Below are 23,879 nucleotides of genomic sequence, written 5' to 3' on the forward strand. Positions count from 1 at the left end.
CGGTGCGCCGCTTTTTCTTTGTGTATTGATAAAAACCCGCAGCGGATCAAAAGACCATGTTGGAGAAGACATACAGCCCGGCCGACGTTGAAGGCAGACTTTACGATAAATGGGAAAAATCGGGGGCTTTTGCCGCCGATCCGGCATCGAATGCCAATCCCTATGTCATCATGATGCCGCCGCCCAACGTGACCGGCAGCCTCCATATGGGGCATGCGCTGACCTTTACGCTGCAGGATATCCTGGTGCGCTATAACCGGATGTCGGGCAAAGACACCCTGTGGCAGCCCGGTACTGACCACGCGGGTATCGCAACGCAGATGGTTGTTGAGCGCCAGCTGGGCGAACAGAACGTCACACGCCATGACCTTGGCCGCGAAAAGTTCGTCGAAAAAGTATGGGAATGGAAAGAAAAGTCAGGCGGGACCATTACCAACCAGCTTCGTCGTTTGGGCGCATCGCCGGATTGGCCGCGTGAACGTTTCACCATGGATGATGGCCTGTCGGCTGCCGTGCGCAAGGTATTCGTGACCCTGCACAAACAGGGCCTGATCTATCGCGACAAGCGTCTGGTCAACTGGGATCCAAAACTTCTGACCGCGATTTCCGACCTTGAAGTCGTTCAGAAAGAAGTCAAAGGCTACTATTGGCACTTCAAATATCCGATCGAGGGCAAAGAAGGCCAGTTCATCACGGTTGCCACCACCCGCCCGGAAACCATGCTGGGCGATACCGGTGTTGCGGTTCATCCGGATGATGAACGTTACAAGGACCTGATCGGGCAATATTGCATTCTGCCGATCGTCGGTCGTCGCATCAAAATCGTTGCCGATGAATATGCCGATCCCGAAAAAGGGTCGGGTGCGGTTAAAATTACCCCGGCACATGATTTCAACGACTTTGAAGTTGGCAAGCGTAATGATCTTGAAAAGATCAATATCATGGATGACCATGCGCGCATCAATGACGAAGCGCCGGATGAATATCGTGGTCTTGATCGCTTCAAGGCACGCGAACTGATCATTGCCAAAATGGAAGAGCTCGGTCTTCTGGAGAAGATCGAAGACACCGTTCACATGGTTCCGTATGGCGACCGTTCAAACGTCGTGATCGAGCCTTACCTGACCGATCAGTGGTTCGTGAATGCCGAAGTTCTTGCCAAGCCGGCGACCGAGGCAGTTGAAGACGGCCGTATCAAATTTGTGCCCAAAAACTGGGAAAACACTTATTTCGAATGGATGCGCAACATTCAGCCATGGTGCATTTCGCGCCAACTATGGTGGGGGCATCGCATTCCGGCATGGTTTGGACCGGACGGTGAAATCTTTGTCGAGGAAACCGAAGAAGAAGCTCTGGCTGCTGCCAAGGCGCATTTCGGCAAGGATGTTGAGCTGACCCAGGAAACCGACGTTCTTGATACATGGTTCTCGTCGGCATTGTGGCCGTTCTCGACCCTTGGCTGGCCGGATAAGACCCCGGAACTGAACAAATACTATCCGGGCGATGTGCTGGTTACCGGTTTTGACATCATCTTCTTCTGGGTTGCCCGCATGATCATGATGGGCATGCATTTCATGGACGGTAAAGTTCCGTTCAAGGATGTCTATATCCATGCACTGGTCCGTGATGAACACGGTCAGAAGATGTCGAAATCCAAGGGTAACGTGATTGATCCGCTGGAACTCATTGACGAATATGGCTGTGATGCTCTGCGTTTGACCCTGACGGCACTGGCTGCACAGGGGCGCGATATCAAACTTGCCGCGTCCCGCGTCGAAGGGTACCGGAACTTTGCGACCAAGCTTTGGAATGCGGCCCGCTTTGCGGAAATGAACGAATGCAAACCGGTTGACGGTTTCAATCCTGCCAATGTCAATTCGACACTGGCACGCTGGATTGTTGGCAAAACCGCCGAAGCTGCAAGAACCGTGGCATCGGGTATCGAAAGCTATCGCTTCAACGATGCCGCAAATGGTGCGTATCAGTTCGTTTGGGGGACTTTCTGCGACTGGTATCTGGAACTGGCAAAGCCGGTTCTGATGGGGCAGGACGAAGAAGCAAAGGCCGAAATTCGCGCGGTGACTGCATGGGTTCTGGATCAGATTCTTTTGATTCTGCATCCGGTCATGCCTTACATCACCGAAGAACTTTGGGAAAAGTCGGCTGATAATCGTGCGACGCTTCTGATGTCGCAGGCTTATCCGAAATTCGACGATGCATTGATTAACCATGCCGCCGAAGACGAAATCGATCTTGCCATCCGCCTGATCGGTAACATTCGTGGTGTTCGTTCCGAAATGAACGTACCGCCTGCGGCTGAGGTTCCGATCTATCTGGTCGATGCATCCGATGCAATGCAGGCAGCGGTGACCGCACAGGAAGCCCAGGTTAAACGTCTGGCACGTGTGGCCGCGGTTGAATTCAAGGGGCAGGGCGATGTCGAAACCATCGCCAAAGGGGCAATCCAGACCGTTGTTGATGGTGTGACCGTATTTGTTTCGGTTGCCGATTTCATTGATGTTGCGGCTGAAAAATCTCGCCTTGAAAAGGAAATCGACGGCAAAACCAAATATATCAAGGGGCAGGAAGGCAAGCTTTCCAACGAAAGTTTTGTGAGCCGCGCACCTGAACATATTGTCGCGACCGAAAAAGCCAAGCTTGAGGAAGCCCGCGATACCCTTGCCAAACTGCAGGAAGCACACGCCCGCATCGCGGCAATGTAATTCCGGTTGATGTCATTACGTCAAAGGGCCAGTCCATCGGATTGGCCCTTTTGCATTGCCCGGATCAATATCTTTGACCGATTTTTGAAATTCATCCTCGCCAGAATGCCAGAATCGCATAAATTGGCGACCACCCCGTCACTCCACGACCCGATGCGAAATTGTCCGGACCACAGGTCGAAACCGTAAAATGCTGATTGAAGAATGCCCCTATATCGAACCGCTTGACGCTTATGGCGCTTTTGCCGGGTTCGCAGACAGTCATTTTCTTGATTCTGGTGACCGGGACCGCTTTGCTTATGTCGTTGCATCTCCGCTCCATAAACTGACGGCCAAGAACGGGCAGGTGGTGCTTGACGGTTTTCCTGTTCCCGGTGATCCCTTCGCGGTTTTTGCCGATCTGATGGCGCGGTATCGTATGGAAGCAGCTCCGGATTTGCCGCCGTTTCAAGGCGGGGCTGTCGGTTATTTCGGATATGAGCTTGCGCAACAGCTCGAATCGCTTCCCGAAGCCCCGCAAGACTGGCTCAATATGCCCGATATGGCGGTTGGTATTTATGATCTGGTCATCGCATTTGATCAGCTTGATCGCCGCATGTGGCTTATTTCGACGGGAATTCCCGAAACATCCGCGCAGGCACGGGAAAATCGCGCTGCGGATCGCATGGAATTGATTCGCAAATACCTGCGTTTGGCACGCCCCATGGGTGAGATTCCCGATGCACCGCATGTGCCCGATATAATGCCGTGGCAATCAAACTTTGACTGCACCGGCTACGAAAAGGCAGTTCAGACCGTTGTCGACTACATTCATGCCGGAGATATTTTTCAGGCCAATCTGTCGCAAAGCTTCCGGGCCGAATATGCCCATGATGCTGTCCCGAAACGGTTTGACCTTTATCGTCGTCTAAGTCTTGCCAGCCCGGCACCTTTCGGGGCTTTCCTGAATTTTGGCGAGGTCGCGGTTTTGTCAAACTCGCCAGAACGGTTTCTGAAGGTCACCAACGGCCATGTTGAAACCAGACCGATCAAGGGTACCCGACCACGTGGCAACATGCCCGTCGAAGATGCTGAACTGGCACAAGAATTAATGTTATCTGCAAAGGATCGTGCCGAAAATATTATGATTGTTGATCTTTTGCGCAATGATTTATCAAAAGTCTGCAAGCCGCACACAGTTGAAACGCCACAGATTTGCATGCTTGAAAGCTATGCCAACGTCCATCATCTGGTTTCGACCGTCACCGGTGAATTGCAGGATGGAAAGTCTGCCGTGGATTTGCTGGCCGCATGCTTCCCGGGTGGATCTATCACGGGGGCACCGAAAATCCGTGCGATGGAAATCATCACCGAACTTGAAGGATCAACACGCGGCGCCTATTGCGGGGCAATCGGCTTCATTGGCTTTGATGGCAGTATGGATACCAACATTGCGATCCGCAGTATTTGCGTGAACCAGGGGCGCATGGCATTCAATGTCGGCGGCGGTATCGTTGCCGATAGTATCCCGGCAGGGGAATATGATGAAACACTGGTCAAGGCTGCCAAGCTTTTCGAAGCACTGGGGATTAATCCAGATGCGTTGTAAGATCACTGAATATGTTGAACGACGTCACAGACGGATTGGATCGAAATGATCCTGTTGATCGACAACTACGATTCCTTTGTTTTCAATCTGGCGCGCTATTTCGTGGAACTTGGCCAGCAGGTTGAAGTCGTGCGCAATGACCGGATTGACGTTGAGGAAGTTCGCCGGTTGAACCCGGATGCTGTTGTCTTTTCCCCCGGTCCCTGCGGCCCGGATCAGGCGGGAAACAGTATTAATCTGATTACTGCGTTGGCGGGCGAGTATCCGATGCTGGGCGTCTGTTTGGGGCATCAATCCATCGCGCAAGTGTTTGGCGGCACCGTCAAGCGTGCTAACCGTCCGGTTCACGGGATGACATCGGCGATTACACATGATGGATCGGCACTTTTCAACGGCATCAAATCCCCGTTGACGGTGACGCGGTACCATTCGCTGATTGTTGATCTGCCGGTGGATGGCTCTTTGGTGCAGACCGCCACAGGTCCAAACGGCGAAATAATGGCCTTTGCCCATCGGAACTTGCCGATCTTTGGCGTTCAGTTCCATCCGGAAGCCGTCCTTACCGAGCAGGGGCATGATCTGCTAGCGAACTTTCTAACTATTGCCGGGGCAGCCGTTCAGCGAAAGGTTGCGTCGTGATGAAAGTCTGGCTTAACGGCAATATCATTGATCAGGCGGATGCGCATATTGCGGTTACGGATCGCGGGTTGCTGTTGGGGGATGGTTTTTTTGAAACCATGCGTTCACACAGGGGCGGGGTAGCATGGCTTGACCGGCATTATGAACGCCTTGAAAGCCACGCGGAATTAATCGGGCTTGCCCCGGATTTACTGCCAAATATTTCCGAGATCGCGGATGCTGTTCGTCTACTTTGTGCTGAAATTGACGGGGAAGGTGCCGTTATGCGCCTGACCGTTACACGAGGCAGCGGTCCGCGCGGCTTGTTGCCGCACGTGGAATGCCATCCAACAGTTTTGATGACGGTGGCCCCATTTTCTAGACCGGCACACGATAACGGTTTGGTCCTAGCGACATCAAAACAGGTGCGGCGCAATCCGTGGTCCGTCGCAAACCGGATCAAAAGCTTGAATTATATGGATAATATTGCCGCACGTCGTGAAGCTGCTGCTTGCGGTGCGGAAGAGGCACTTGTCCTTTCGGTCGACGGTTCTGTTGCGGAAACGACAATTGCCAATCTGTTCGGTGTTCGCGATGGTGCATTTTACACGCCATCTGCCGATAGTGGTATTCTCTCCGGACTGGCCCGGCAATTCGTCATTGATTGGTGTAATGATCTTGACGTTGTTGTGCATGAGACATCTATTCTTCCGAATGAACTGTCATCTATGGAATCAGTTTTTGTCTGTAATGCCTTGCAAGGAATACGATTTGTTCGGTCGATTGATGATGTTGCGTTCAAGTCTAATCTGATCAAAACAGATATTCTTATGCAATTGGAAAGCGATATCGAAAAATCCCTATGCCTTGGTATAGATGTTTAGCTAAAATTAACTTCAATAAGGCATGTTCATCCCCCACGCCTTTGGACGGGAATGCATATGACCGCGTCTTCAACAAAATCTGAACTCAGCCTCGCAAGGTTTGTTGAAAGCCTTCGCAAATATGCGGCGAACGGTAAAAGGCCGATTGTTGGTCTTCTTGATATTCCGGTATCCTTGCGTCTTGAGCCGCAGGACTATCAGGATATTTCACGCGACGCATTCCATCATCTTCCAGAAAAGACACAGGAATACCGCCTTGAAAACGGGATGGTCGTTTTTATCAGGTTGGTCAAAGCGTTCGGCGATGTTGATACATTCATTACCAGTGTCAACGAAACGCTAAAGGATGTTATCAATCGTCAGGGGCTGGGTGATTTGCCCGCTAAACTTTGGCATGAATTACGCTGGCCCGAGGATCGTAACACCCTTTACAATCTGCTTGACCTGCCCGAAGAGAACCATTTCGCAAACGAAAGCCTGCAACGTTTTGACATGGCTGAAATGCTGCGCGGGGCGGTCACGGAGGAAGCGGTTTTTGACTCCTGTCGTCGTCAGGCGATCCTCGAGTTCCATGACAGTCGCCGCGAAATTCTTGGTCATGAACTATATTGTTCACTGGATTATCTGCGCCAGCATCATCTGGCCAGTTTTCTGCTTGAGGGCCCCGGCGAAGTCGAAATTCTATCGCGGGTTCTTGATGAAAAGGTGATGGATATCACCAAAGGTCTGGCGCCGCAGATGCTACCAGATACCTTGCATCTGAATATGATGGTGCAGACGATATTCAGCGATCGCTTTGCCGAGTTTCTTGGGTCGGAGGACAGCCGGTTCGCCGAAAATCTGTCGATCGAGATATCACTTGAAAACGCGATTGCTGATTGGTGGGAATTTGAAGATGCCTGCAAATTGTTGCATTCTGCGGGGGTCCGGGTCGGACTTGATCGCATTACCCTGCCATCACTCGAATTCCTTTCCCCGCGCAAGATCAATGTCGATTTTATCAAAGTCATATGGGATCAAAACATCATAGGATCGAAACGGGCGGAGGCAACAGACCGTCTGCGCGAGTTTGCGTCCGTTTTTGCAGATCGCAATCTGATCCTGACTAGGTGCGACAGCCGTACGGCATTGCGTATGGGCCGAAGCCTTGGTGTGGATGCCTTCCAGGGCAGTTACATTGATGCGCTTCTGGGCAAGTATCTTAACAAGGAATGCAAATCGCGGGGTACAACGTCAGACCGCAAATGTGCGGTTTGCCAATGGGCACCGCGCGAATTACGCAAAAACGGATGTGATTTCCATTTCAAGGCTGGAAAAATCCTGGCAGAGATTTGACGCGCGCAAATCTCTGCCAGCAACAAAGTGTTTCCTGGAATGTTGCGCCAACAGGTTTGACAACTATCTTTTCATTTTCTAAGGTGCGGATGCTTGATCAAGGATGATCAGGCATGTCGTTGAAACACGGCGCTTATTCTCAGGGCAGGGTGAAATTCCTGACCGGCGGTAATTCTGATTTCAGGAAAGCCCGCGAGCGCCTGCCGAAGCAATTTGGCGGGGTCAGCAGATCCGGTGAAACTCCGGAGCCGACGGTAACAGTCCGGATGGGAGAGGATAAAGCGTGACGGATAACGGGGGAACCCGTTGTCGTCTGCCTATGACTGACGTGCGGCGTTGACGTACGTTCAGGCCTTTCTTTTGATGCCTTGATTCGTAAGCTCCTTAAACGGAGAACCGTTATGAATCAGAGTGTTCATCAGGAACCGGAACTTTCGATCTTTGGCAACCCGATTACGCGTATGGAACGTGCGCTTTCGGATTTGCGCAATGGCAAGGGGGTTCTGGTCGTCGATGATGAAGATCGCGAAAACGAAGGCGATCTTATTTTTTCCGCAGAAAATCTGACCAATGAACAGATGGCGATGCTGATCCGCGATTGCAGCGGGATCGTCTGCCTGTGCCTGACAGATGAAATGGCAACGGCACTTGATCTGCCGCCGATGGTTGCCAACAACACATCGAGCATGGGAACCGGCTTTACCGTTTCGATTGAGGCCAAGGTCGGTGTTGCCACCGGTGTTTCGGCTGCTGATCGCGTGACCACGGTCAAAACGGCGATTGCCGATGGGGCAAAACCGGGTGATTTGGCTCGTCCGGGACATGTTTTCCCGTTGCGTGCGCGTGCAGGTGGCGTCCTGGAACGTCGTGGTCATACCGAGGGGACGGTTGATTTGATGCGTCTGGCGGGTTTCAAACCGGCTGGCGTGCTTTGTGAGGTGACCAATCCGGACGGCACCATGGCACGTTTGCCAGAACTGATTGCCTATGCGCAACAGCACGACATCGTCGTGATCAGCATTGAGGATATCGTTGCCTATCGCGGTGTTCTGCAGCAGGCCGCAGAATAGGGAAAGGCGGTCGTGGCTTTGTAAACGCAGAGACGACCGGATTTTCGGCCATTTGCGTTCAAAGTAGACAATCCGATTACAAATCAAAGAGGGCAGCAGATAGTCCTGCTGCCCTTTGCATTTCATATCCGCCATCAAATCCCGGTTGATTCGGATTTTCGAATCATTCGTCGATCATGCACCAGACCGGGGTATGATCCGATGCCTTTTCCTTGGCGCGTGGGTCGCGATCAATATCCGATGCGCTAAGACGGTCGGTCGCCGCCGGGGTCAGCAGCAGGTGATCAATGCGAAGGCCGTTATCCTTGTTCCATGCCCCGGCGCGATAATCCCACCAGCTATATTGATGCCCCTGCGGATTGAAGGTCCGGAAGGCATCGGTGTAGCCCATATTCATCATGGTCCGTAGCTTCTTACGCTCTACGGTTGAGCAGAGAACGGTCTCATGCAGTTTGATCGGATCGTAAACATCAAAATCATCGGGCGCGATATTGTAATCGCCGCCCATGACCGCCGCATCACCACTTTCGCGGATTTTCTCAAAGCGTTTGATCAGGCGGTCCAGGAAATTCAGTTTGTATTCGAATTTCTCCGATCCGACCTCGCTTCCCATCGGGACATAAATCGAAGCCACGCGAATCGGGCGATGAGCGGCTATAACGGCTTCGATATAGCGGGCCTGTTCGTCACCATCATTGCCCGGAAGGCCACGTTCAATATCCTCAATGGGGAACTTTGATAGGATCGCGACCCCGTTATAGGTTTTCTGGCCATGAAGGGCGATGTTATAGCCGAGATCCTCGATTTCCATGGCCGGGAAACCTTCATCGACGGTTTTTGTTTCCTGAAGCAGGACAACATCGGGCTTTGCGTCGCCAAGCCATTCAAGGATGTTGGGCAGACGGGCCTTGATCGAGTTGACGTTCCAGGTGGCGATTTTCATAAGGGCCTCGGTGTTCGGGATGAATTTTGCGGCTTTATGCGCAAGCAAAAACGGGGTTCGTGTTTTACGAACCCCGTTTTATAAATCGTTTTTCCGATGCGGATCAAATCGAGAAACTGGATCCGCAGCCGCATGATGACGTTGCGTTCGGATTATTCACACGAAAGGCCGCACCGACCAGTTCGCGAACAAAGTCGATTTCCGCGCCGCCGAGCAGGTCGAGCGACACGTCATCAATCACCATTTTCGCACCGTGGTTTTCGAAAATGTGGTCTTCTTCGGTCTTGTCGGAATCGAGCGAGAATTCATACTGAAAACCGCTGCATCCGCCGCCCGAGACCTGAAGGCGCAACATCATGTCCGATTTGCCGTCGCTGGCAATCAGTTCCTGGATGCGTTTTGCCGCACTTTCGGTCATCTGGACCTGCCGGGCAGTTTCCGTCATTCGACACTCCTTGATGTGCTATCCCGCGATATTCCATTTAGCGGACCATCCACGGGCAACCCAACGGGTATATTGACGATCATGGTGCCAACTTTAGCACAGCCTGATCGTGTTCCTTAAGGCTCTATTTAGCGTGCATGGCAGAAATGTCAAAACCTGTGATCAGGGCAACCAAGCGGTTGCTTGCGTTTTGATGCGAAATGTCCCAAAACAGCCACATCAAAATGGTCGTGATGGACCATGAACGAAATTTGCAAAGACCAAAAGTGATGAATGTTTTCAGCCTGTTGAAAAGCGACATCGAGAACCAGATTCTCGCCCTTGAAAAAGACGGCGTTCTGCCTGCTGGCAGCGATACAGCACGTATCACGGTCGAGCCGCCGCGTGATGCCGCACATGGCGATGCCGCGACCAATGCCGCGATGCTGCTTTCCAAGGCTGCGGGAATGAAGCCGCGTGATTTGGCCGAAAAGCTTGCCGAAAAGCTAGGCACGCTTGACCATATCGAACAGGTTGAAATCGCCGGACCCGGTTTCATCAATCTGCGCATGGCCGATGATTTCTGGCTGTCTCAGATCACTGAAGTGCTTGAAAACGGCAAGACCTATGGCAACAGCAATCTTGGTGCAAACACCAAGATGAATGTCGAATATGTGTCGGCCAACCCGACCGGTCCGATGCATGTCGGCCATTGTCGTGGGGCGGTTGTCGGTGATGTTCTGGCAAATCTTCTGGCCAAGGCTGGTTATGATGTGACCAAGGAATATTACATCAACGATGCGGGTGCACAGGTTGATGTTCTGGCGCGTTCTCTGCATCTGCGTTACCGCGAAGCGCTTGGCGAAACCATCGATGAAATCCCGGCAGGTCTTTATCCGGGTGATTATCTGGTCGCGCCGGGCAAAAAGCTTGCGGCACGTGATGGTGATAAATGGGTCAATGCACCCGAAGAAGACTGGTTGGAAGAATTCCGCGGTTTTGCAATTGTCGAGATGATGGTATTGATCAAGGAAGACCTGCGTCTTCTGGGCGTTGATCATGATGTCTTTACGTCCGAAGCAGGACTGGTTGCCGCAGGCAAGGTACAGGCCGCGTTCGAACATCTTGAGAAGAAGGGCGACATTTATGTCGGCGTTCTGGAACCGCCAAAAGGCAAAACCCCCGATGATTGGGAGCCGCGCCCGCAGACCCTGTTCCGGGCTACAGAATTTGGCGATGATGTTGACCGTCCGCTAAAAAAGTCGGATGGCAGCTGGACCTATTTCGCGTCTGACATTGCCTATCACTTCGATAAATACGAACGTGGTTTTAGCCACATGATCGATATTTTTGGTGCCGATCATGGCGGTTACGTTAAACGCATGAAGGCAGCGACCAAGGCGATTACGGGCGGCGAGGGCGACCTTGATGTCAAGCTGTGCCAATTGGTCAGCCTGTTTGACAATGGTGAGCCGGTCAAAATGTCAAAACGTGCCGGGACATTTGTGACCCTGCGTGATGTTGTCGAGCGCGTCGGCAAGGATGTCGCGCGGTTCATCATGTTGACGCGCAAGAACGACGCGACGCTTGATTTTGACTTTGCCAAAGTAACCGAACAGTCCAAAGACAACCCGGTCTTTTACGTTCAATATGCCCATGCACGTGTCAATTCGGTATTCCGTCAGGCGCGTGAAGCGTTCCCTAATCAGGATTTCTCGGATGCGGCGCTGGTCGGGGCTGATCTGTCGGCCTTGGCGTCGGAAGACGAAAAGATGCTGGTGCGTCGCATGGCGGAATGGCCGCGTATCGTTGAACAGGCTGCCGTTGCTCACGAACCGCACCGTATCGCATTCTTCCTGAGCGAAATTGCCGCCGAATTCCATGCATTGTGGAACAAGGGGCGCGATAACACTGCACTGCGCTTTATCGTTGCCGATGATCTTGCGGTGACGCAGGCGCGCCTTGCTATGATCCGTGCCGCCGCACTGGTGATTGCGTCGGGGCTTGATGTACTGGGCGTTGCCCCGGTCGAGGAGATGTAATCACGATGAACGAAGAACAGGGTTTCGGCCTTCGTGCGGAGCAACGTCACCAGGAGGCAGGCAGAAAAGCCCCGGGTGGGGGCTTGGCAAAAGGGGTTGGAACCATCGTTCTTGGTCTTGTGATTGTTGTTGGTGGTTTGGGTGGTGCGGGTTACTGGTTCTATAATCAGGGGCAACCGGCACAGGAAGAAGGCAAGTTGCCGATCCTTTTGCCCGATCCGCTACCGATCAAGTTGCGGCCTGATGATCCCGGCGGAATGGAAGTTCCGCACCGGGATACGACAATTTACGAGCAGCTAGACAGTAGCCAGCCCGAGGATCAGGTGGTTCTTCAGGAATTGCCGGATATGCCGAAGGCCCCCGATGTCATGCCATCCCTTGATAGTGCTGAAGCCCCCGCCGTGATCGAACAGACGCCAGAGGCAGAAATTGTTGCCGGTGCCGTGTCAAATGGTTCGAACGGGGATGATAATGCGGCTGCGACAGCACCGGTCGGGATGACGACAGCTGCCCCAAGTGACGCAGAAAAGGCGATTGCTGCCGCCAAAGCCAGAGAGCAGGACGCCCAACCGGATGTCGCCACTACAGGCAGCGTGTCGGAGCAGGATTTCCGCATTCAGCTGGCGTCGGTTCGCGATACATCGGGCGCTGAAGCGGAGTGGAAAAGATTATCGTCGAAAAACAATGACTTGCTTGGTAATCTTCAGATGTATCTGAAGCGTGCCGATCTTGGCGACAAGGGCGTATTTTATCGGCTGCAGGCCGGTCCACTGTCAGATGCTGCTGCGGCTGAAACGCTTTGTGGTAAATTAAAACAACGCAATGTGGGGTGCCTGATTGTCCGGCCTTGAGGTAAGAAAACCGCGCGCCTGTATTCTTGGTGTTGAAGGTACAGAGTTAAGCAATTGGGAGAAGGGCTTTTTTCGTGAAGCCGATCCTTATGGCTTTATCCTGTTCGCCCGCAATATCGCGGATCAGAAGCAGGTCAGGGCACTGAACAATCAGCTGCGCGAGGTTGTCGGCAATATCAATGTGCCGATTTTCGTTGATCAGGAAGGCGGACGAGTCATGCGTCTGAAGCCGCCACACTGGCGCAAAATTCCGGCGGCCGGTGTGTTTGGCCAATTATTTGAATCCGCACCTGAAGATGCACGCGAAGCCGCCTATATCAATGCGCGCCTGATGGCCGTCGACCTGCGTGATGCCGGGTTTAATATTACCTGTGCACCGGTTCTTGATATCCGTTTTCCGGGCATGAGTGATGTGGTTGGCGATCGTTCCTATGGGGCGAGGGTCGAACAGATTGTGCCGCTGGCAAGCGCGGTTGCCGCCGGATTGCTTGACGGCGGCATCGCGCCGGTCATCAAGCATATTCCCGGTCATGGCCGCGCGTCGGTTGACAGCCACAAGGATTTGCCGATCGTGACCGCATCGCGTGAAGAACTGAGCCGCCTTGATTTCGAACCGTTTCGTCAGATGAAGGATGTGGTCGCGGCGATGTCGGCGCATTTGCTGTTTACCGCGATTGATGATCAGCGCCCGGGCACTGTATCGGCCAAGGTCATTTCCGAAATTGTCCGCGGTGATATCGGGTTTGAAAATTTTCTGATCAGTGATGATCTGTCGATGGAAGCCCTTGGTGGTTCGATTGCCAGCCGGACCCATGAATGCCTTGCCGCAGGCTGCGATATCGCGCTTCATTGCAATGGCAAACGCACGGAAATGGAAGAAGTCGTCTCGATGGCTCCGAAACTTGCCGGCGAGGCGCTGACACGTTCGCAATTGCTGAGCAATCAGATTGCCGGTTTTAACGTTGCGCAGCCATCATCGGCGCAGATTTCCGACTGGCAGGCCCGACTGGATGAGTTGCTGTCACCGGTCTGGTCGGCCGAGGTTTAAGCGCAGAGGAAGCTCAATACGTGAACGACATTATCGAGATTATCATTTCCGCGTCCACGTGGGTTTTGCCCGTATTGCTGGCAGTGACGCTGCACGAGGCGGCACACGGCTTTGCCGCCAAGCTGTTTGGTGACGATACGGCACAGCGCGCCGGTCGGCTTAGCCTGAACCCGATCCGCCATATTGATCCGGTGGGCACGGTTCTGATCCCCGGTTTACTGTTATTGACCGGTGCACCGTTCCTGTTTGGCTATGCCAAGCCGGTGCCGGTTGCGTTCCATCGTCTGCATCCACAGCGTCTTGGCGTGATCGGAGTTGCGATTGCAGGGCCGGCAACCAATGTTTTGCTGGCGATTGTATCGATCCTGTTGCTGGTCGGGCTGCCGTCCTTTTCAGCGGCGGTTAATGACTGGCTGGCAACAACATTGCAGCAGTCGATCTGGCTGAACTGCATCCTTGCGGTGTTTAACATGCTGCCAATCCCGCCGCTGGATGGTGGGCGCGTTTTGACGGCGATATCGCCGATGCCCATCGCGCGGGTCTTGGCGCGTATGGAAAAAACCGGCATGATCCTTTTGATCGCGCTGATCTTCCTCTTGCCTTATGTCACGGGGATTCTTGGCGTTAATCTGCCGATTTTCCATTGGCTGGTGATTGAACCGGCATCGGCACTTGTTGATTTTCTGGCCGGTATTTTCGCCTGATATGAGGCGGACGGTCAGGGGGGATTATGGCCAAACAGTTCGAGCTCGATATTCCAGACGAAATATTTGACCAGGCGCCCGTTGATGATGGGCCAAGCCTTGCCGAACGCCTTATGCTCGATCTGGACGGGTTTGAGGGGCCGCTTGACCTTTTGCTGGAGCTGGCGCGTGATCAGAAGGTCGATATCATCAGGATTTCGATCCTTGAATTGGCCGAACAGTATCTGAATTTCATCAATACCGCGCGTGAATTGCGGCTGGAACTGGCAGCGGACTATCTGGTGATGGCTGCCTGGCTGGCTTATCTGAAATCGCGACTGCTGCTGCCAAAGCAGGACAGTGACGAGGAAGAACTTAGTGCAGAGGAAATGGCCGAACTTCTGGCGTTTCAGCTGAAACGTCTGGAGGCGATGAAAGCGGCTGGTGAAAGGCTGTTGGAACGGCCCAATCTGGGGCGGGATTTCTTTGGTCGCGGTGATCCGGAAGAAGTCAGGGTTACGACGGCGTCGGTTTACGATGCGTCGCTTTATGATCTGTTGAAAGCCTATGCGCAGATTATGCTGACATCTGAATCCAAGACATTGGAGATCGAGGCATTTGATCTTTATGCCATGGATGATGCGATCCGGCGGTTGCGTGATTTGTTCGGGCGTCGCGTGGTGCCAACCTGGACCAAGCTTTTGGAATTTATGCCCCACGGACTTGGTACGCCGTTAAAGGCACGGTCAGCATTGGCAGCGCATTTTGTCGCCAGCCTTGAAATGTGTCGCGATGGCGAATTGGAAATCTCGCAGGAGCAGGTATTTGGCCCGATCATGTTGAGATCACCGCAAAAAAGACGCGATCCCGAATTGGACATCACATCCGGCGATTACAGCGATATGGACAAGCTCGGAGCCAAATCCGGGGCAGGGATGGATAATAATGGCGACTGAGACAGTAACCGACCCGCAGTTTGAAATCGACGGTATCGAACATGGCCCGCAAATCGATTTTCAGCATCTTCGAATTGTTGAAGCTGTGCTGTTTGCGTCTGCCGAACCGGTCAGTGAACGGGTTCTTGCCGCGCGTTTGCCCGAAGGTTCGGATGTTTCCGTTTTGCTCAAAGAATTACAGGCAAATTATTCAGAACGCGGAATAAATTTGAACCGCGTTGGCGAGAAATGGGCGTTTCGCACAGCGGCCGACCTTGCGGGTGATCTGCATATCGAGGTCGAAAAAGCCAAGAAGATGACGCGAGCGACGCTGGAAACGCTGGCGATCATTGCCTATCACGAACCGGTCACGCGTTCCGAGATTGAAGAAATCCGCGGTGTCGCCCTGTCCAAGGGGACGCTTGATATCCTGCTGGAAGCGAAATGGATACGGCCACGCGGGCGTAAACGCGTGCCGGGACGTCCGGTTCTTTGGGCAACGACGGATGATTTTCTTGATCACTTCGGGCTTGAACATCGCGACGATCTGCCGGGGCTTGCTGATTTGAAGGCCGCTGGATTGCTTGATAGCCGTCCGGGTATGGGGCGGTATGGAGCCAGTTCCGACGAGGAAGCATTGCCCGATCTGGTCGACGATGGCGAGGTCACGGATGCGGTTGTCGAGGAAGCCCTTACGACCCGCAATCTGGCCGATCTCGATGAAACCATCTACAGCGACAATCCCAATCTCGAAGAAGAATACGACGCAGAGAACCGTTAAAGGGGCTTTGGGGCCATCTTTTATCAAGCTTCTTTGATCCAGCTTATTGCATGCGCAGTTCGGTAGGATTAAATCTGGGAAAGATTTTGCAACTTATTTGCACGGTTTCCCGGCAAAAGAATAAAGAGAGATCTGATGCCAGACGGCTTGAGAATGTCAAATGTAAGCCATGATTTTGGCAGCACCCAGGTTCTCAAAGATATCAGTTTTGATGTTGCCCCAGGTGAACTCGTTTGCCTTCTGGGGCCGTCGGGCTGCGGCAAGACAACGGCTTTGCGCATTGCGGCCGGACTGGAAAAGCTTCAGCAGGGTAGCGTTTCCATCAATGACCAGCTGGTCGCGCGACCGGGTGAATATCTTGAGCCGGAGAAGCGCGGTGTTGGCATGGTGTTTCAGGATTACGCCCTGTTTCCGCATTTAAGCGTTGCCAAGAATATCGGGTTCGGCCTGCGATCCCAAAATGATGTGGAACGCAAAGAGGCGGTCGAACGCGCGCTTCGGCAGGTTGGCATGGCCGACTATTACAATGCCTATCCGCATGAATTGTCTGGTGGGCAGCAGCAGCGCATTGCCCTTGCCCGGGCACTGGCGCCGACCCCGCGTGTGATGCTTCTGGATGAACCGTTTTCGGGGCTCGACGTTGCGCGCCGTGCAGAACTGCGCGATACCACATTGCATGTTTTGAAAAATGCCGGGATCGCGACGATCATGGTGACCCATGATCCCGAAGAAGCGATGTATATGGCGGATCGAATCATCGTCATGAATGAAGGGCAGGTGATGCAGGATGGCACACCCGAAAACCTTTATTTCAGTCCGCAGAACCGTTTTGTTGCGTCCTTCTTTGGCGAGGTGAACCGTTTTTCCGGAACAGTGCAAAGCGGTGTCATCGCAACACCGCTTGGCAAAGTGTCCCATGATGCATTTGCTGATGGCACCAAGGTCGAAGTGCTTGTCCGGCCTGAAGGATTGCATGTCGGCGAGGCGATGAATGGGCATGACGTTTTGGCCCGTGTCGATGCGGTGCGTTCGCTTGGCGAAATCAGCCTGATGCATTTATCTTTGCATGAAGGCGGCCATGTTCATGCCCGCGTGCCTCGTAGACTTTCGTTAGTAAATCAGGGTTCAGTCGCTATTACGCTTGATCCTGACATGACCTTTGTGTTTCCTATGAATTAGGCTGGTTTCAAACGTGAAATCGGCATGATGAGACTAAGAAACAAACTTACAGATTCGTAGCAGTGCGCGGTATATTCACAATCGTTGCATTGCACAGTGGGGGGCTTTCTGCCATTATCCGGGCATTCTCGCCGTATGGCAGATAGGATCTTTGGAGATAGAAGTTATGGGTATCGGCGTTTGGCAAATCGTTCTGATTCTGGCGATTGTCCTGATCATCTTTGGTGCCGGCAAGCTGCCGAAAGTCATGGGTGACATGGGTAAAGGGATCAAGAGCTTCAAAGCAGGCATCAACGAAAAAGACGAAGACAGCGCTGCTTCGGCCAAAACCATCGAAAACAACACGTCTGCTTCGGTTTCTGCCGAAAGCAAAGACAAGGATTCCGTGAAATCCTGATCGTCTGTCGGATTTCCTTCAGATAGGCGTGTTCCATGTTTGATATCGGCTGGACCGAAATGGCACTTGTGGCCGTCGTCGCGTTGTTCGTCGTCGGCCCCAAGGATTTGCCCCATGTACTGTACAAGCTTGCCGGGTACTGGAAAAAAGTACGCGGTATGGCGCGCGAATTTCAGGGCGGCATCGATAATCTGATTCGTGAAGCCGAACTTGATGATCTGCGCAAGCAGGTTACAGATGCGCGTTCGAGTACATCGGACTTCATTGAAAACAAGATCGCCGAACCGAAAGCCGTCCCCAAACCGGCGGATAAACCGGCAGGCAAAACCGATAGCAACACGGAAACCAATACCACAGCGCCGAAGCCCGATGCCGCTGCATCGGCGAAACCTGCTGCTGCGGATAAGAAGACTGATCATCCGGAGAGCCAGGCGTGAACATGCAGTCGCATGACAAGCAGATGCCCATTATGGAGCATCTGATCGAGCTGCGGAATTGCCTGACCTGGGCGGTTCTGGCACTCTTTATCACTTTCGGTATTTGCTATTACTTCGTCGAGGATATTTACGGCTTCCTTGTCCGGCCTCTGGCCGACGTTATGGGGCCGGACCGGCGCATGATCTATACCGCGTTGACCGAGGTATTCTTCACCTATGTGAAGGTTTCGTTCTTTGCGGCTTGCTTCGTTTCGGCACCGGTGTTTCTTGGCCAGTTCTGGGCGTTTGTCGCACCAGGGCTTTACAAGAATGAACGTTCGGCATTCATGCCGTTCCTGTTTGCAACGCCGATACTGTTCTTGGCTGGCGGGGCGCTGGTTTACTACCTTATCATGCCGCTGGCGTGGAAATTCTTCCTCAGCTTTGAAAGTGCGGGTGGCGCAGAGGGGCTTGCCATTCAGCTTGAAGCAAAGGTTGGCGAATATCTTTCGCTTGTTATGAAGCTGATTTTCGCTTTTGGCCTGTGTTTCCAGTTGCCGGTGTTGCTGACCCTGATGGCGCGTGCCGGGATCGTGACCGCAGAATCACTTGCCAAGCGGCGGAAATATGCGGTTGTGATCGCGTTCGTTTTTGCTGCGGTCCTGACGCCACCGGATCTGATTTCTCAGGTTGGTTTGGCTATTCCGATTGTCATCCTGTACGAAATTTCCATCGTGATGGCACGGATATCGGAACGTAAACGAGCAAAGCGCGAAGCGGAAGAAGACGCCGAGCTCGACGGTGACGAAGAAGATACTGAAAGCAGCAAAGACGACGTCGATTCCCAGGGTTCGGCTGCTGCGGCCGCAGATTATGGCGACGGAAAACCGGACGACAAGAGCGACTTCAAGGCTCTTTCCGGTTCTGCGTCAAAGTCTGGTACGCCTTCGTCATCCCGATCGTCGGGCTCTGCGAAAGGCGACGATGACGAGGATGATTTCAACAGTGCGCGCTGATTGAATTATGCGGTTCTCGAAAGACCGATCTGACGGGGTGGACCAAGCGTCCACCCCATCGTATAAAAGCCCGAATAATTGCCCGAATAGTTAAAGAATAAGGTGCCGTTTCATGCACGACATTAAATGGATTCGTGACAATCCCGAGGCCTTTGACGCGGCGATGACCGCGCGCAAGGTCGAAATGACCGCCCAGCGTCTGATCGATATTGATGCAGACCGTCGTCGTCTGATGACCGAACATCAGGAAATGCTGGCGCGCCGCAAATCCATTTCCGGTGAAATCGGCAAACTGCGCCAAAGTGGTGGCAATGCCGACGATCTGATGGCCGAGATGGGCACGCTCAAAGATCGGATCAGGGATGCCGAGGACGGGCAGGCGGGCCTTAACGAGCAGCTTGATCTTTTGCTGTCGTCGCTGCCAAACGTTATGGATGCCGACGTACCTGCGGGCGAAAACGAAGATGACAATGTTGAAGTGCGCAAATGGGGAACGCCCGGCCGTTTCGATTTCCAGCCGCTTGAGCATTTCGAGATTGGCGACAAGCTTGGCATGATGGATTTTGAAACCGCAGCCAAACTCTCGGGATCGCGTTTCGTTATTCTGCGTGGTGGTCTTGCCAAACTTGAACGTGCACTTGGCCAGTTCATGTTGGACCTTCATGTGAACGAACATGGCTATGAAGAAACCATCACGCCGATGCTGGTGCGTGACGATGCTATGTTTGGCACCGGTCAGCTACCGAAATTTGCCGAGGATTTGTTTAGAACCACCAATGATATGTGGCTGATCCCGACATCCGAAGTAACGCTTACCAATCAGGTGGCGGGCGAGATTATCGACGAAGCCGCATTGCCGCTGCGTTATACCGCACTGACCCAGTGTTTCCGGTCGGAAGCCGGTTCGGCGGGGCGTGATACGCGCGGCATGATCCGGCAGCACCAGTTTTCAAAGGTTGAAATGGTGTCGGTTGTGGCCGCCGAGAAATCGAATGAGGAACTTGACCGTAAAACCCGCTGTGCGGAAACGGTTCTGGAACGTCTTGGGCTTCCATACCGGACAGTAGTTCTGTGTTCGGGCGATATCGGTTTTGCCGCGCGCAAAACGTTTGATATTGAAGTCTGGCTTCCGGGGCAGGGAAAATATCGCGAGATTTCGTCCTGCTCGAATACGGGTGATTTCCAGGCACGCCGCATGAATGCACGTTATCGTGCAGCAGGTGACAAGAAAACCAGCTTTGTTCACACCCTGAACGGATCGGGACTTGCTGTTGGCCGTTGCCTGATTGCGGTGATGGAAAACTATCAGCAGGCTGATGGCTCGATCCGCGTTCCTGACGCATTGAAGCCTTATATGGGCGGTGTCGAGGTTATTTCTCCGCGCGGATAGGGGACCGATATGGTCGATCTGAAAAATGCCCGCATCCTGATCAGCAATGATGACGGGGTTGATGCGCCGGGGATCAGGCTGCTGGAAAAGCTTGCCTGTTCGCTTTCCGACGATGTCTGGGTTGTTGCACCAACAACCGAGCAAAGCGGGGCAGGACATTCGCTTACCCTGCGTCATCCGTTACGGATACGAAAACGTGACGAGCGGCATTTTTCAGTCGACGGGACACCGACTGATTGCGTTCTGCTTGCTCTGCAGCAGATCATGCGCGACAGTCCGCCTGATATTGTTTTATCGGGAATCAACCGGGGCGGTAACCTTGGCGAGGATGTGACCTATTCCGGGACTGTCGCGGCCGCGATGGAAGCAACCTTGCTAAATGTGCCGGCGATTGCGTTTTCGCAATATTTCTCGGGCAACCTGATTGACTGGTCGGTCGCGGAAAAGCACCTTTTGTCAGTGGCTGAGACCCTCATTCGCACGACCTGGCCCAAGGGGGTCCTGATCAATGTGAATTTCCCGGAAACCGAACGCAAAGGCGGAGCCCGGATCGAGGTTTCCAGACAGGGGCAGCGCAAGATTGGCGATCATATTGCCGAGCGCCTTGATCCGCGTGGCGAGCCTTATTATTGGATCGGAGCTATCAAGTCGGAATTGCCCAAGGATGAAAATGCGGACTTGCGGGTCATCGAGAGGGGCGATATTTCGGTAACTCCGATCAGTCTCGATTTTACCCATTACGAGACGCATGCAAAACTGACAAAGGCATTTCCGTGAACGAGCCTGTCATTGCCCGAGAAGCCGAAATCGAAAATCTGCTTGCGATCCTGCGCAATGACGGGATCCATGACGAAAGCGTTTTACGTGCTTTGGCCAGTATTCCGCGCGAAATTTTTGTGGCCGAGCCGTTTGTCAGCCGTGCATGGGAAAATGTCGCCCTTCCTATCAGCAAGGGGCAGACGATTTCGCAGCCCTATATCGTTGCCCTGATGACGCAGGCGCTTGAGCTTAACGATCGCATGAAGGTGCTTGAGGTCGGAACAGGGTCGGGATATCAGGCGGCGATTCTCGCCAAGCTCGCACGCCGGGTTTATACGCTTGAACGTCACAAGCCGCTCCTACGTGAGGCCGAAGACAAATTCCGCGAGCTTGGCCTGCATACGATTTCGACGCTGCATGGCGATGGCGGGCTTGGCTGGAAGGCACAGGCGCCGTTTGATCGTATTATCGTTACGGCCGCAGCCCAGGATGTGCCACCGGTTTTGGTCGATCAGTTGGCGATTGGCGGGATCATGGTCGTGCCGGTCGGTGAGGTATCCCACACCCAGTTGTTGCTACGTGTTCTGCGTACACCTACAGGAATTGATGTGACCGAACTAATGCCAGTACGGTTTGTGCCGATGTTGCCGGGCACCGAAGAATTCTGAGCCGATTATTGCATCTGCTTACGGATTGTTAACGGCTGATCGCAGACAATCCTTGGCATGATGGAAAATAGTGTCAAACAGGCAGTTCGAAGAATACGGACGCTGGCGTTTGTCTGTGGGACAACGGCGGTGCTCGGGGGCTGTTTGCTGAATTCCGTCCCTGTGCCGGTGGTTTACGGCGACGGTGCGACATACAGTCCGTACAGTATGCCGAAACTCAATAACGGCGAACGGGTCATTACCGTCGAGCCGGGAGATACTGTTTCTGCACTTGCCAGCCGTTACCGTATCGATTTTGGTCGGTTTACCGCGCGCAACAAGCTTGAACAACCCTATGTGATATATCCGGGGCAACGTCTTGTCCTGCCGCCTTGGGATCCATCCTATGACAGCAACAGCCAGACCGCAGTTGCCAGCCGTTCATCGTCAGGCACGGCAAGTTCGGCGCCGAGCAAGACGGTTACGATTGGCGGAAAGCGCGAAGTTGTCAGCGTGCCACTAGAGACGCCGGAACCAACCGTTGCACCGGAACGCTCGACAACGGTGCAGATGGCCCGCGTGAGCCCGAACAATGGTGGCAGCATTCCGACACCAGGACTTAAGCCACAGGACTTTGCCGCACGCGCCGAACAGCGTTATGCATCGGTCAATACGTGGAAAACCGATACACGTGAAATGCCAACAACAACGCCGGTCGCTGGACAGGGCAGTGCTGTTCGCAAGAATGTGGTTATTGCCGAACCTGAAAACCGTAAGGGATTTGTCTGGCCGGTGCACGGGGATATCGTGCTGAAATACGGTGCCAGCGCGGGCGGACTTTACAATGACGGGATCAATATCAAGGCGGATCGCGGTACACCGATACTTGCAGCAGATAATGGTGTTGTCACCTATGTCGGCAACGAACTGCGCGGATTTGGCAATTTGATCCTTATCAAGCACGCCGATGATTATGTGACGGCCTATGCGCACACAGAAAACCCGATGGTGGCGCGCGGGGATATGGTTGAACGCGGTCAAAAGATTTCAAGTGTCGGCAGTACGGGGGCAGTCAATCAGCCGCAACTGCATTTTGAAATCCGGCGCGGACGCAAATCCGCCGACCCGATGAAATATCTGCCACAGATGATGGTATCACGGTAAAAGAAACGCCTGGAACCATGCAGTCCGGGCGTTTCTTTTCCTAGGTGCGCTCTGGTCAGTTAATTCACTCAGCCAAGCCTTTTGCCCATTTCACCAGCAATTTCCTGAATGAACTGCCATGCCACGCGGCCCGAACGGCTACCGCGTGTAACCGTCCATTCCTTGGCGCGTGCACGCAGGTCTTCAACCGGCATATCCAGTCCAAATTCCTTGGCGTAACCTTCGATAATCTCGAAATAGACGTCTTGCGAGATATTGTGGAACCCAAGCCACAGGCCGAAACGGTCCGAAAGAGATACTTTTTCCTCGACGGCTTCAGAGGGATTGATCGCGGTTGAGCGTTCATTTTCGATCATATCGCGTGCCATCAGATGGCGGCGGTTCGAGGTGGCATAGAAAATAACATTGTTGGGGCGACCCTCAATTCCACCTTCAAGAACTGCTTTCAGGGACTTGTAGGATTCATCCTGCATATCGAATGAAAGATCGTCGCAAAACAGAACTGTCTTGCGCCCGCTTTCCTCCAGAATATGCAAAAGATGGGGCAGGGTTGGGATGTCTTCACGATGGATTTCGACCAGCGCCAGTGCACCGGCCCGTTCGGCATTGATCCTGGCGTGCATTGCCTTGATGATTGAACTTTTACCTGTGCCACGCGCCCCCCAAAGCAGGGCATTGTTGGCCGGAAGGCCATCGGCGAACCGTTTGGTATTGTTATAAAGGATCGTCTTTTGCTGTTCGATTCCCTGCAAAAGACCGATTTCAATGCGGTTCACATTTCGGACCGGTTGCAGATAACCGCTTTCTGCCTGCCAGACAAAAGCATCGGCAGCCGACAGATCGTTGGATTTGCGCGCAGGTGGGGCCATACGTTCCAGAGCATCGGCAATGCGCTCCAGCGCAGGCAAAAGTTTATCGAAATCGTTGGTCATCAAAGCCTCTTGGATATTTCTTTTTGTCGTGGTGGTGGCATATGCATGCGAAAC

The 23,879-nt window shown here is 53.3% G+C and carries 23 protein-coding genes and 1 riboswitch; of the genes, 20 read left to right on the forward strand and 3 right to left on the reverse strand.

Annotated features, from left to right (window positions below; translation table 11 throughout):
- Window positions 1-56: 56 nt before the first annotated feature.
- The 6 genes from R1T41_RS17940 to ribB all read left to right on the forward strand — a co-directional run bounded on the left by R1T41_RS17940 (window position 57) and on the right by ribB (window position 8,218).
- A complete protein-coding gene (locus R1T41_RS17940; RefSeq protein ID WP_317338316.1) occupies window positions 57-2,723 on the forward strand; it encodes a valine--tRNA ligase in 2,667 nt (888 codons plus the stop codon).
- 190 nt (window positions 2,724-2,913) lie between these two features.
- Window positions 2,914-4,311, forward strand: a complete 1,398-nt coding sequence (gene pabB, locus R1T41_RS17945) for an aminodeoxychorismate synthase component I (protein WP_317338317.1) — start codon at window positions 2,914-2,916, stop codon at window positions 4,309-4,311.
- A gap of 45 nt (window positions 4,312-4,356) precedes the next feature.
- Window positions 4,357-4,950, forward strand: a complete 594-nt coding sequence (locus R1T41_RS17950; RefSeq protein ID WP_317338318.1) for an aminodeoxychorismate/anthranilate synthase component II — start codon at window positions 4,357-4,359, stop codon at window positions 4,948-4,950.
- Between the two features lie 68 nt (window positions 4,951-5,018).
- Entirely contained in the window at window positions 5,019-5,813 is a 795-nt protein-coding gene (locus R1T41_RS17955; RefSeq protein ID WP_317338320.1) for an aminotransferase class IV, read from the forward strand.
- Between the two features lie 57 nt (window positions 5,814-5,870).
- Window positions 5,871-7,148, forward strand: coding sequence for an EAL domain-containing protein (locus tag R1T41_RS17960; protein WP_317338322.1), 1,278 nt, complete (start codon window positions 5,871-5,873; stop codon window positions 7,146-7,148).
- 131 nt (window positions 7,149-7,279) lie between these two features.
- A riboswitch (FMN riboswitch) is annotated at window positions 7,280-7,430 on the forward strand.
- 119 nt (window positions 7,431-7,549) lie between these two features.
- Window positions 7,550-8,218, forward strand: a complete 669-nt coding sequence (gene ribB / locus R1T41_RS17965) for a 3,4-dihydroxy-2-butanone-4-phosphate synthase (protein WP_317338323.1) — start codon at window positions 7,550-7,552, stop codon at window positions 8,216-8,218.
- 163 nt (window positions 8,219-8,381) lie between these two features.
- On the opposite strand, the gene xth is transcribed toward ribB, so the two are convergent.
- Window positions 8,382-9,161 carry an exodeoxyribonuclease III gene (gene xth, locus R1T41_RS17970; protein ID WP_317338325.1) on the reverse strand — a complete coding sequence of 260 codons (780 nt, stop codon included), beginning with the start codon at window positions 9,159-9,161 and terminating at the stop codon, window positions 8,382-8,384.
- Between the two features lie 103 nt (window positions 9,162-9,264).
- The gene (erpA, locus tag R1T41_RS17975; RefSeq protein WP_062948968.1) at window positions 9,265-9,606 is read right to left on the reverse strand and encodes an iron-sulfur cluster insertion protein ErpA; all 342 of its coding nucleotides are present in this window, start codon (window positions 9,604-9,606) and stop codon (window positions 9,265-9,267) included.
- A gap of 269 nt (window positions 9,607-9,875) precedes the next feature.
- Here erpA and argS point away from each other — a divergent pair, with 269 nt between their 5' ends.
- The 14 genes from argS to R1T41_RS18045 all read left to right on the forward strand — a co-directional run bounded on the left by argS (window position 9,876) and on the right by R1T41_RS18045 (window position 22,893).
- A complete protein-coding gene (argS, locus tag R1T41_RS17980) occupies window positions 9,876-11,627 on the forward strand; it encodes an arginine--tRNA ligase (RefSeq protein ID WP_317338329.1) in 1,752 nt (583 codons plus the stop codon).
- A 5-nt stretch (window positions 11,628-11,632) separates the two neighbouring features.
- Entirely contained in the window at window positions 11,633-12,478 is an 846-nt protein-coding gene (locus R1T41_RS17985) for an SPOR domain-containing protein (RefSeq protein ID WP_317338331.1), read from the forward strand.
- Window positions 12,465-13,526: a beta-N-acetylhexosaminidase gene (gene nagZ, locus R1T41_RS17990; RefSeq protein ID WP_317338332.1), complete on the forward strand. Its 1,062-nt coding sequence runs from the start codon at window positions 12,465-12,467 to the stop codon at window positions 13,524-13,526. The genes R1T41_RS17985 and nagZ overlap by 14 nt, the downstream gene beginning before the upstream one ends.
- Before the next feature lie 20 nt (window positions 13,527-13,546).
- Complete coding sequence (locus R1T41_RS17995; RefSeq protein ID WP_317338333.1) at window positions 13,547-14,230, forward strand: site-2 protease family protein; 684 nt, start codon at window positions 13,547-13,549, stop codon at window positions 14,228-14,230.
- A 26-nt stretch (window positions 14,231-14,256) separates the two neighbouring features.
- Window positions 14,257-15,165, forward strand: coding sequence for a ScpA family protein (locus R1T41_RS18000; protein ID WP_317338335.1), 909 nt, complete (start codon window positions 14,257-14,259; stop codon window positions 15,163-15,165).
- A complete protein-coding gene (scpB, locus tag R1T41_RS18005) occupies window positions 15,155-15,925 on the forward strand; it encodes an SMC-Scp complex subunit ScpB (protein WP_062948958.1) in 771 nt (256 codons plus the stop codon). The genes R1T41_RS18000 and scpB overlap by 11 nt, the downstream gene beginning before the upstream one ends.
- 153 nt (window positions 15,926-16,078) lie before the next feature.
- Window positions 16,079-17,104 (forward strand): ABC transporter ATP-binding protein, encoded by a 1,026-nt coding sequence (locus tag R1T41_RS18010; protein ID WP_231886974.1) that lies wholly within the window; start codon window positions 16,079-16,081, stop codon window positions 17,102-17,104.
- Between the two features lie 166 nt (window positions 17,105-17,270).
- Complete coding sequence (gene tatA, locus R1T41_RS18015; protein ID WP_007089633.1) at window positions 17,271-17,501, forward strand: twin-arginine translocase TatA/TatE family subunit; 231 nt, start codon at window positions 17,271-17,273, stop codon at window positions 17,499-17,501.
- Window positions 17,502-17,536: 35 nt separating this feature from the next.
- On the forward strand, window positions 17,537-17,938 hold the full coding sequence (gene tatB / locus R1T41_RS18020) for a Sec-independent protein translocase protein TatB (protein WP_062959959.1): 402 nt from the start codon (window positions 17,537-17,539) through the stop codon (window positions 17,936-17,938).
- Window positions 17,939-17,940: 2 nt separating this feature from the next.
- Complete coding sequence (tatC, locus tag R1T41_RS18025; protein ID WP_411045564.1) at window positions 17,941-18,933, forward strand: twin-arginine translocase subunit TatC; 993 nt, start codon at window positions 17,941-17,943, stop codon at window positions 18,931-18,933.
- 112 nt (window positions 18,934-19,045) lie between these two features.
- Window positions 19,046-20,323, forward strand: coding sequence for a serine--tRNA ligase (serS, locus tag R1T41_RS18030; protein WP_317338341.1), 1,278 nt, complete (start codon window positions 19,046-19,048; stop codon window positions 20,321-20,323).
- A gap of 9 nt (window positions 20,324-20,332) precedes the next feature.
- The gene (gene surE / locus R1T41_RS18035) at window positions 20,333-21,100 is read left to right on the forward strand and encodes a 5'/3'-nucleotidase SurE (protein WP_062948948.1); all 768 of its coding nucleotides are present in this window, start codon (window positions 20,333-20,335) and stop codon (window positions 21,098-21,100) included.
- Window positions 21,097-21,750 (forward strand): protein-L-isoaspartate(D-aspartate) O-methyltransferase, encoded by a 654-nt coding sequence (locus tag R1T41_RS18040; protein ID WP_062948946.1) that lies wholly within the window; start codon window positions 21,097-21,099, stop codon window positions 21,748-21,750. Before surE ends, R1T41_RS18040 begins: the two co-directional genes overlap by 4 nt.
- Before the next feature lie 144 nt (window positions 21,751-21,894).
- Window positions 21,895-22,893, forward strand: a complete 999-nt coding sequence (locus tag R1T41_RS18045; protein ID WP_317338344.1) for a peptidoglycan DD-metalloendopeptidase family protein — start codon at window positions 21,895-21,897, stop codon at window positions 22,891-22,893.
- Window positions 22,894-22,961: 68 nt separating this feature from the next.
- Here the strand turns inward: R1T41_RS18045 and R1T41_RS18050 are convergent, their stop codons facing one another.
- Complete coding sequence (locus R1T41_RS18050; RefSeq protein WP_317338346.1) at window positions 22,962-23,825, reverse strand: ATP-binding protein; 864 nt, start codon at window positions 23,823-23,825, stop codon at window positions 22,962-22,964.
- Window positions 23,826-23,879: the final 54 nt, after the last annotated feature.

This window comes from Thalassospira lucentensis (assembly GCF_032921865.1).
In the GTDB taxonomy this organism is placed as follows: Bacteria; Pseudomonadota; Alphaproteobacteria; order Rhodospirillales; family Thalassospiraceae; genus Thalassospira; species Thalassospira lucentensis_A.

Bases quoted from the DNA above. Each gene is read 5' to 3' on its own strand.
- pabB (WP_317338317.1), top strand. From the start codon at position 2,914: ATGCTGATTGAAGAATGCCCCTATATCGAACCGCTTGACGCTTATGGC.
- R1T41_RS17940 (WP_317338316.1), top strand. From the start codon at position 57: ATGTTGGAGAAGACATACAGCCCGGCCGACGTTGAAGGCAGACTTTAC.
- R1T41_RS18000 (WP_317338335.1), top strand. From the start codon at position 14,257: ATGGCCAAACAGTTCGAGCTCGATATTCCAGACGAAATATTTGACCAG.
- argS (WP_317338329.1), top strand. From the start codon at position 9,876: ATGAATGTTTTCAGCCTGTTGAAAAGCGACATCGAGAACCAGATTCTC.
- R1T41_RS18010 (WP_231886974.1), top strand. From the start codon at position 16,079: ATGTCAAATGTAAGCCATGATTTTGGCAGCACCCAGGTTCTCAAAGAT.
- R1T41_RS17985 (WP_317338331.1), top strand. From the start codon at position 11,633: ATGAACGAAGAACAGGGTTTCGGCCTTCGTGCGGAGCAACGTCACCAG.
- tatA (WP_007089633.1), top strand. From the start codon at position 17,271: ATGGGTATCGGCGTTTGGCAAATCGTTCTGATTCTGGCGATTGTCCTG.
- serS (WP_317338341.1), top strand. From the start codon at position 19,046: ATGCACGACATTAAATGGATTCGTGACAATCCCGAGGCCTTTGACGCG.
- R1T41_RS18050 (WP_317338346.1), bottom strand. From the start codon at position 23,825: ATGACCAACGATTTCGATAAACTTTTGCCTGCGCTGGAGCGCATTGCC.
- ribB (WP_317338323.1), top strand. From the start codon at position 7,550: ATGAATCAGAGTGTTCATCAGGAACCGGAACTTTCGATCTTTGGCAAC.
- erpA (WP_062948968.1), bottom strand. From the start codon at position 9,606: ATGACGGAAACTGCCCGGCAGGTCCAGATGACCGAAAGTGCGGCAAAA.
- tatB (WP_062959959.1), top strand. From the start codon at position 17,537: ATGTTTGATATCGGCTGGACCGAAATGGCACTTGTGGCCGTCGTCGCG.
- xth (WP_317338325.1), bottom strand. From the start codon at position 9,161: ATGAAAATCGCCACCTGGAACGTCAACTCGATCAAGGCCCGTCTGCCC.
- tatC (WP_411045564.1), top strand. From the start codon at position 17,941: ATGCAGTCGCATGACAAGCAGATGCCCATTATGGAGCATCTGATCGAG.
- R1T41_RS17950 (WP_317338318.1), top strand. From the start codon at position 4,357: ATGATCCTGTTGATCGACAACTACGATTCCTTTGTTTTCAATCTGGCG.
- R1T41_RS17960 (WP_317338322.1), top strand. From the start codon at position 5,871: ATGACCGCGTCTTCAACAAAATCTGAACTCAGCCTCGCAAGGTTTGTT.
- scpB (WP_062948958.1), top strand. From the start codon at position 15,155: ATGGCGACTGAGACAGTAACCGACCCGCAGTTTGAAATCGACGGTATC.
- surE (WP_062948948.1), top strand. From the start codon at position 20,333: ATGGTCGATCTGAAAAATGCCCGCATCCTGATCAGCAATGATGACGGG.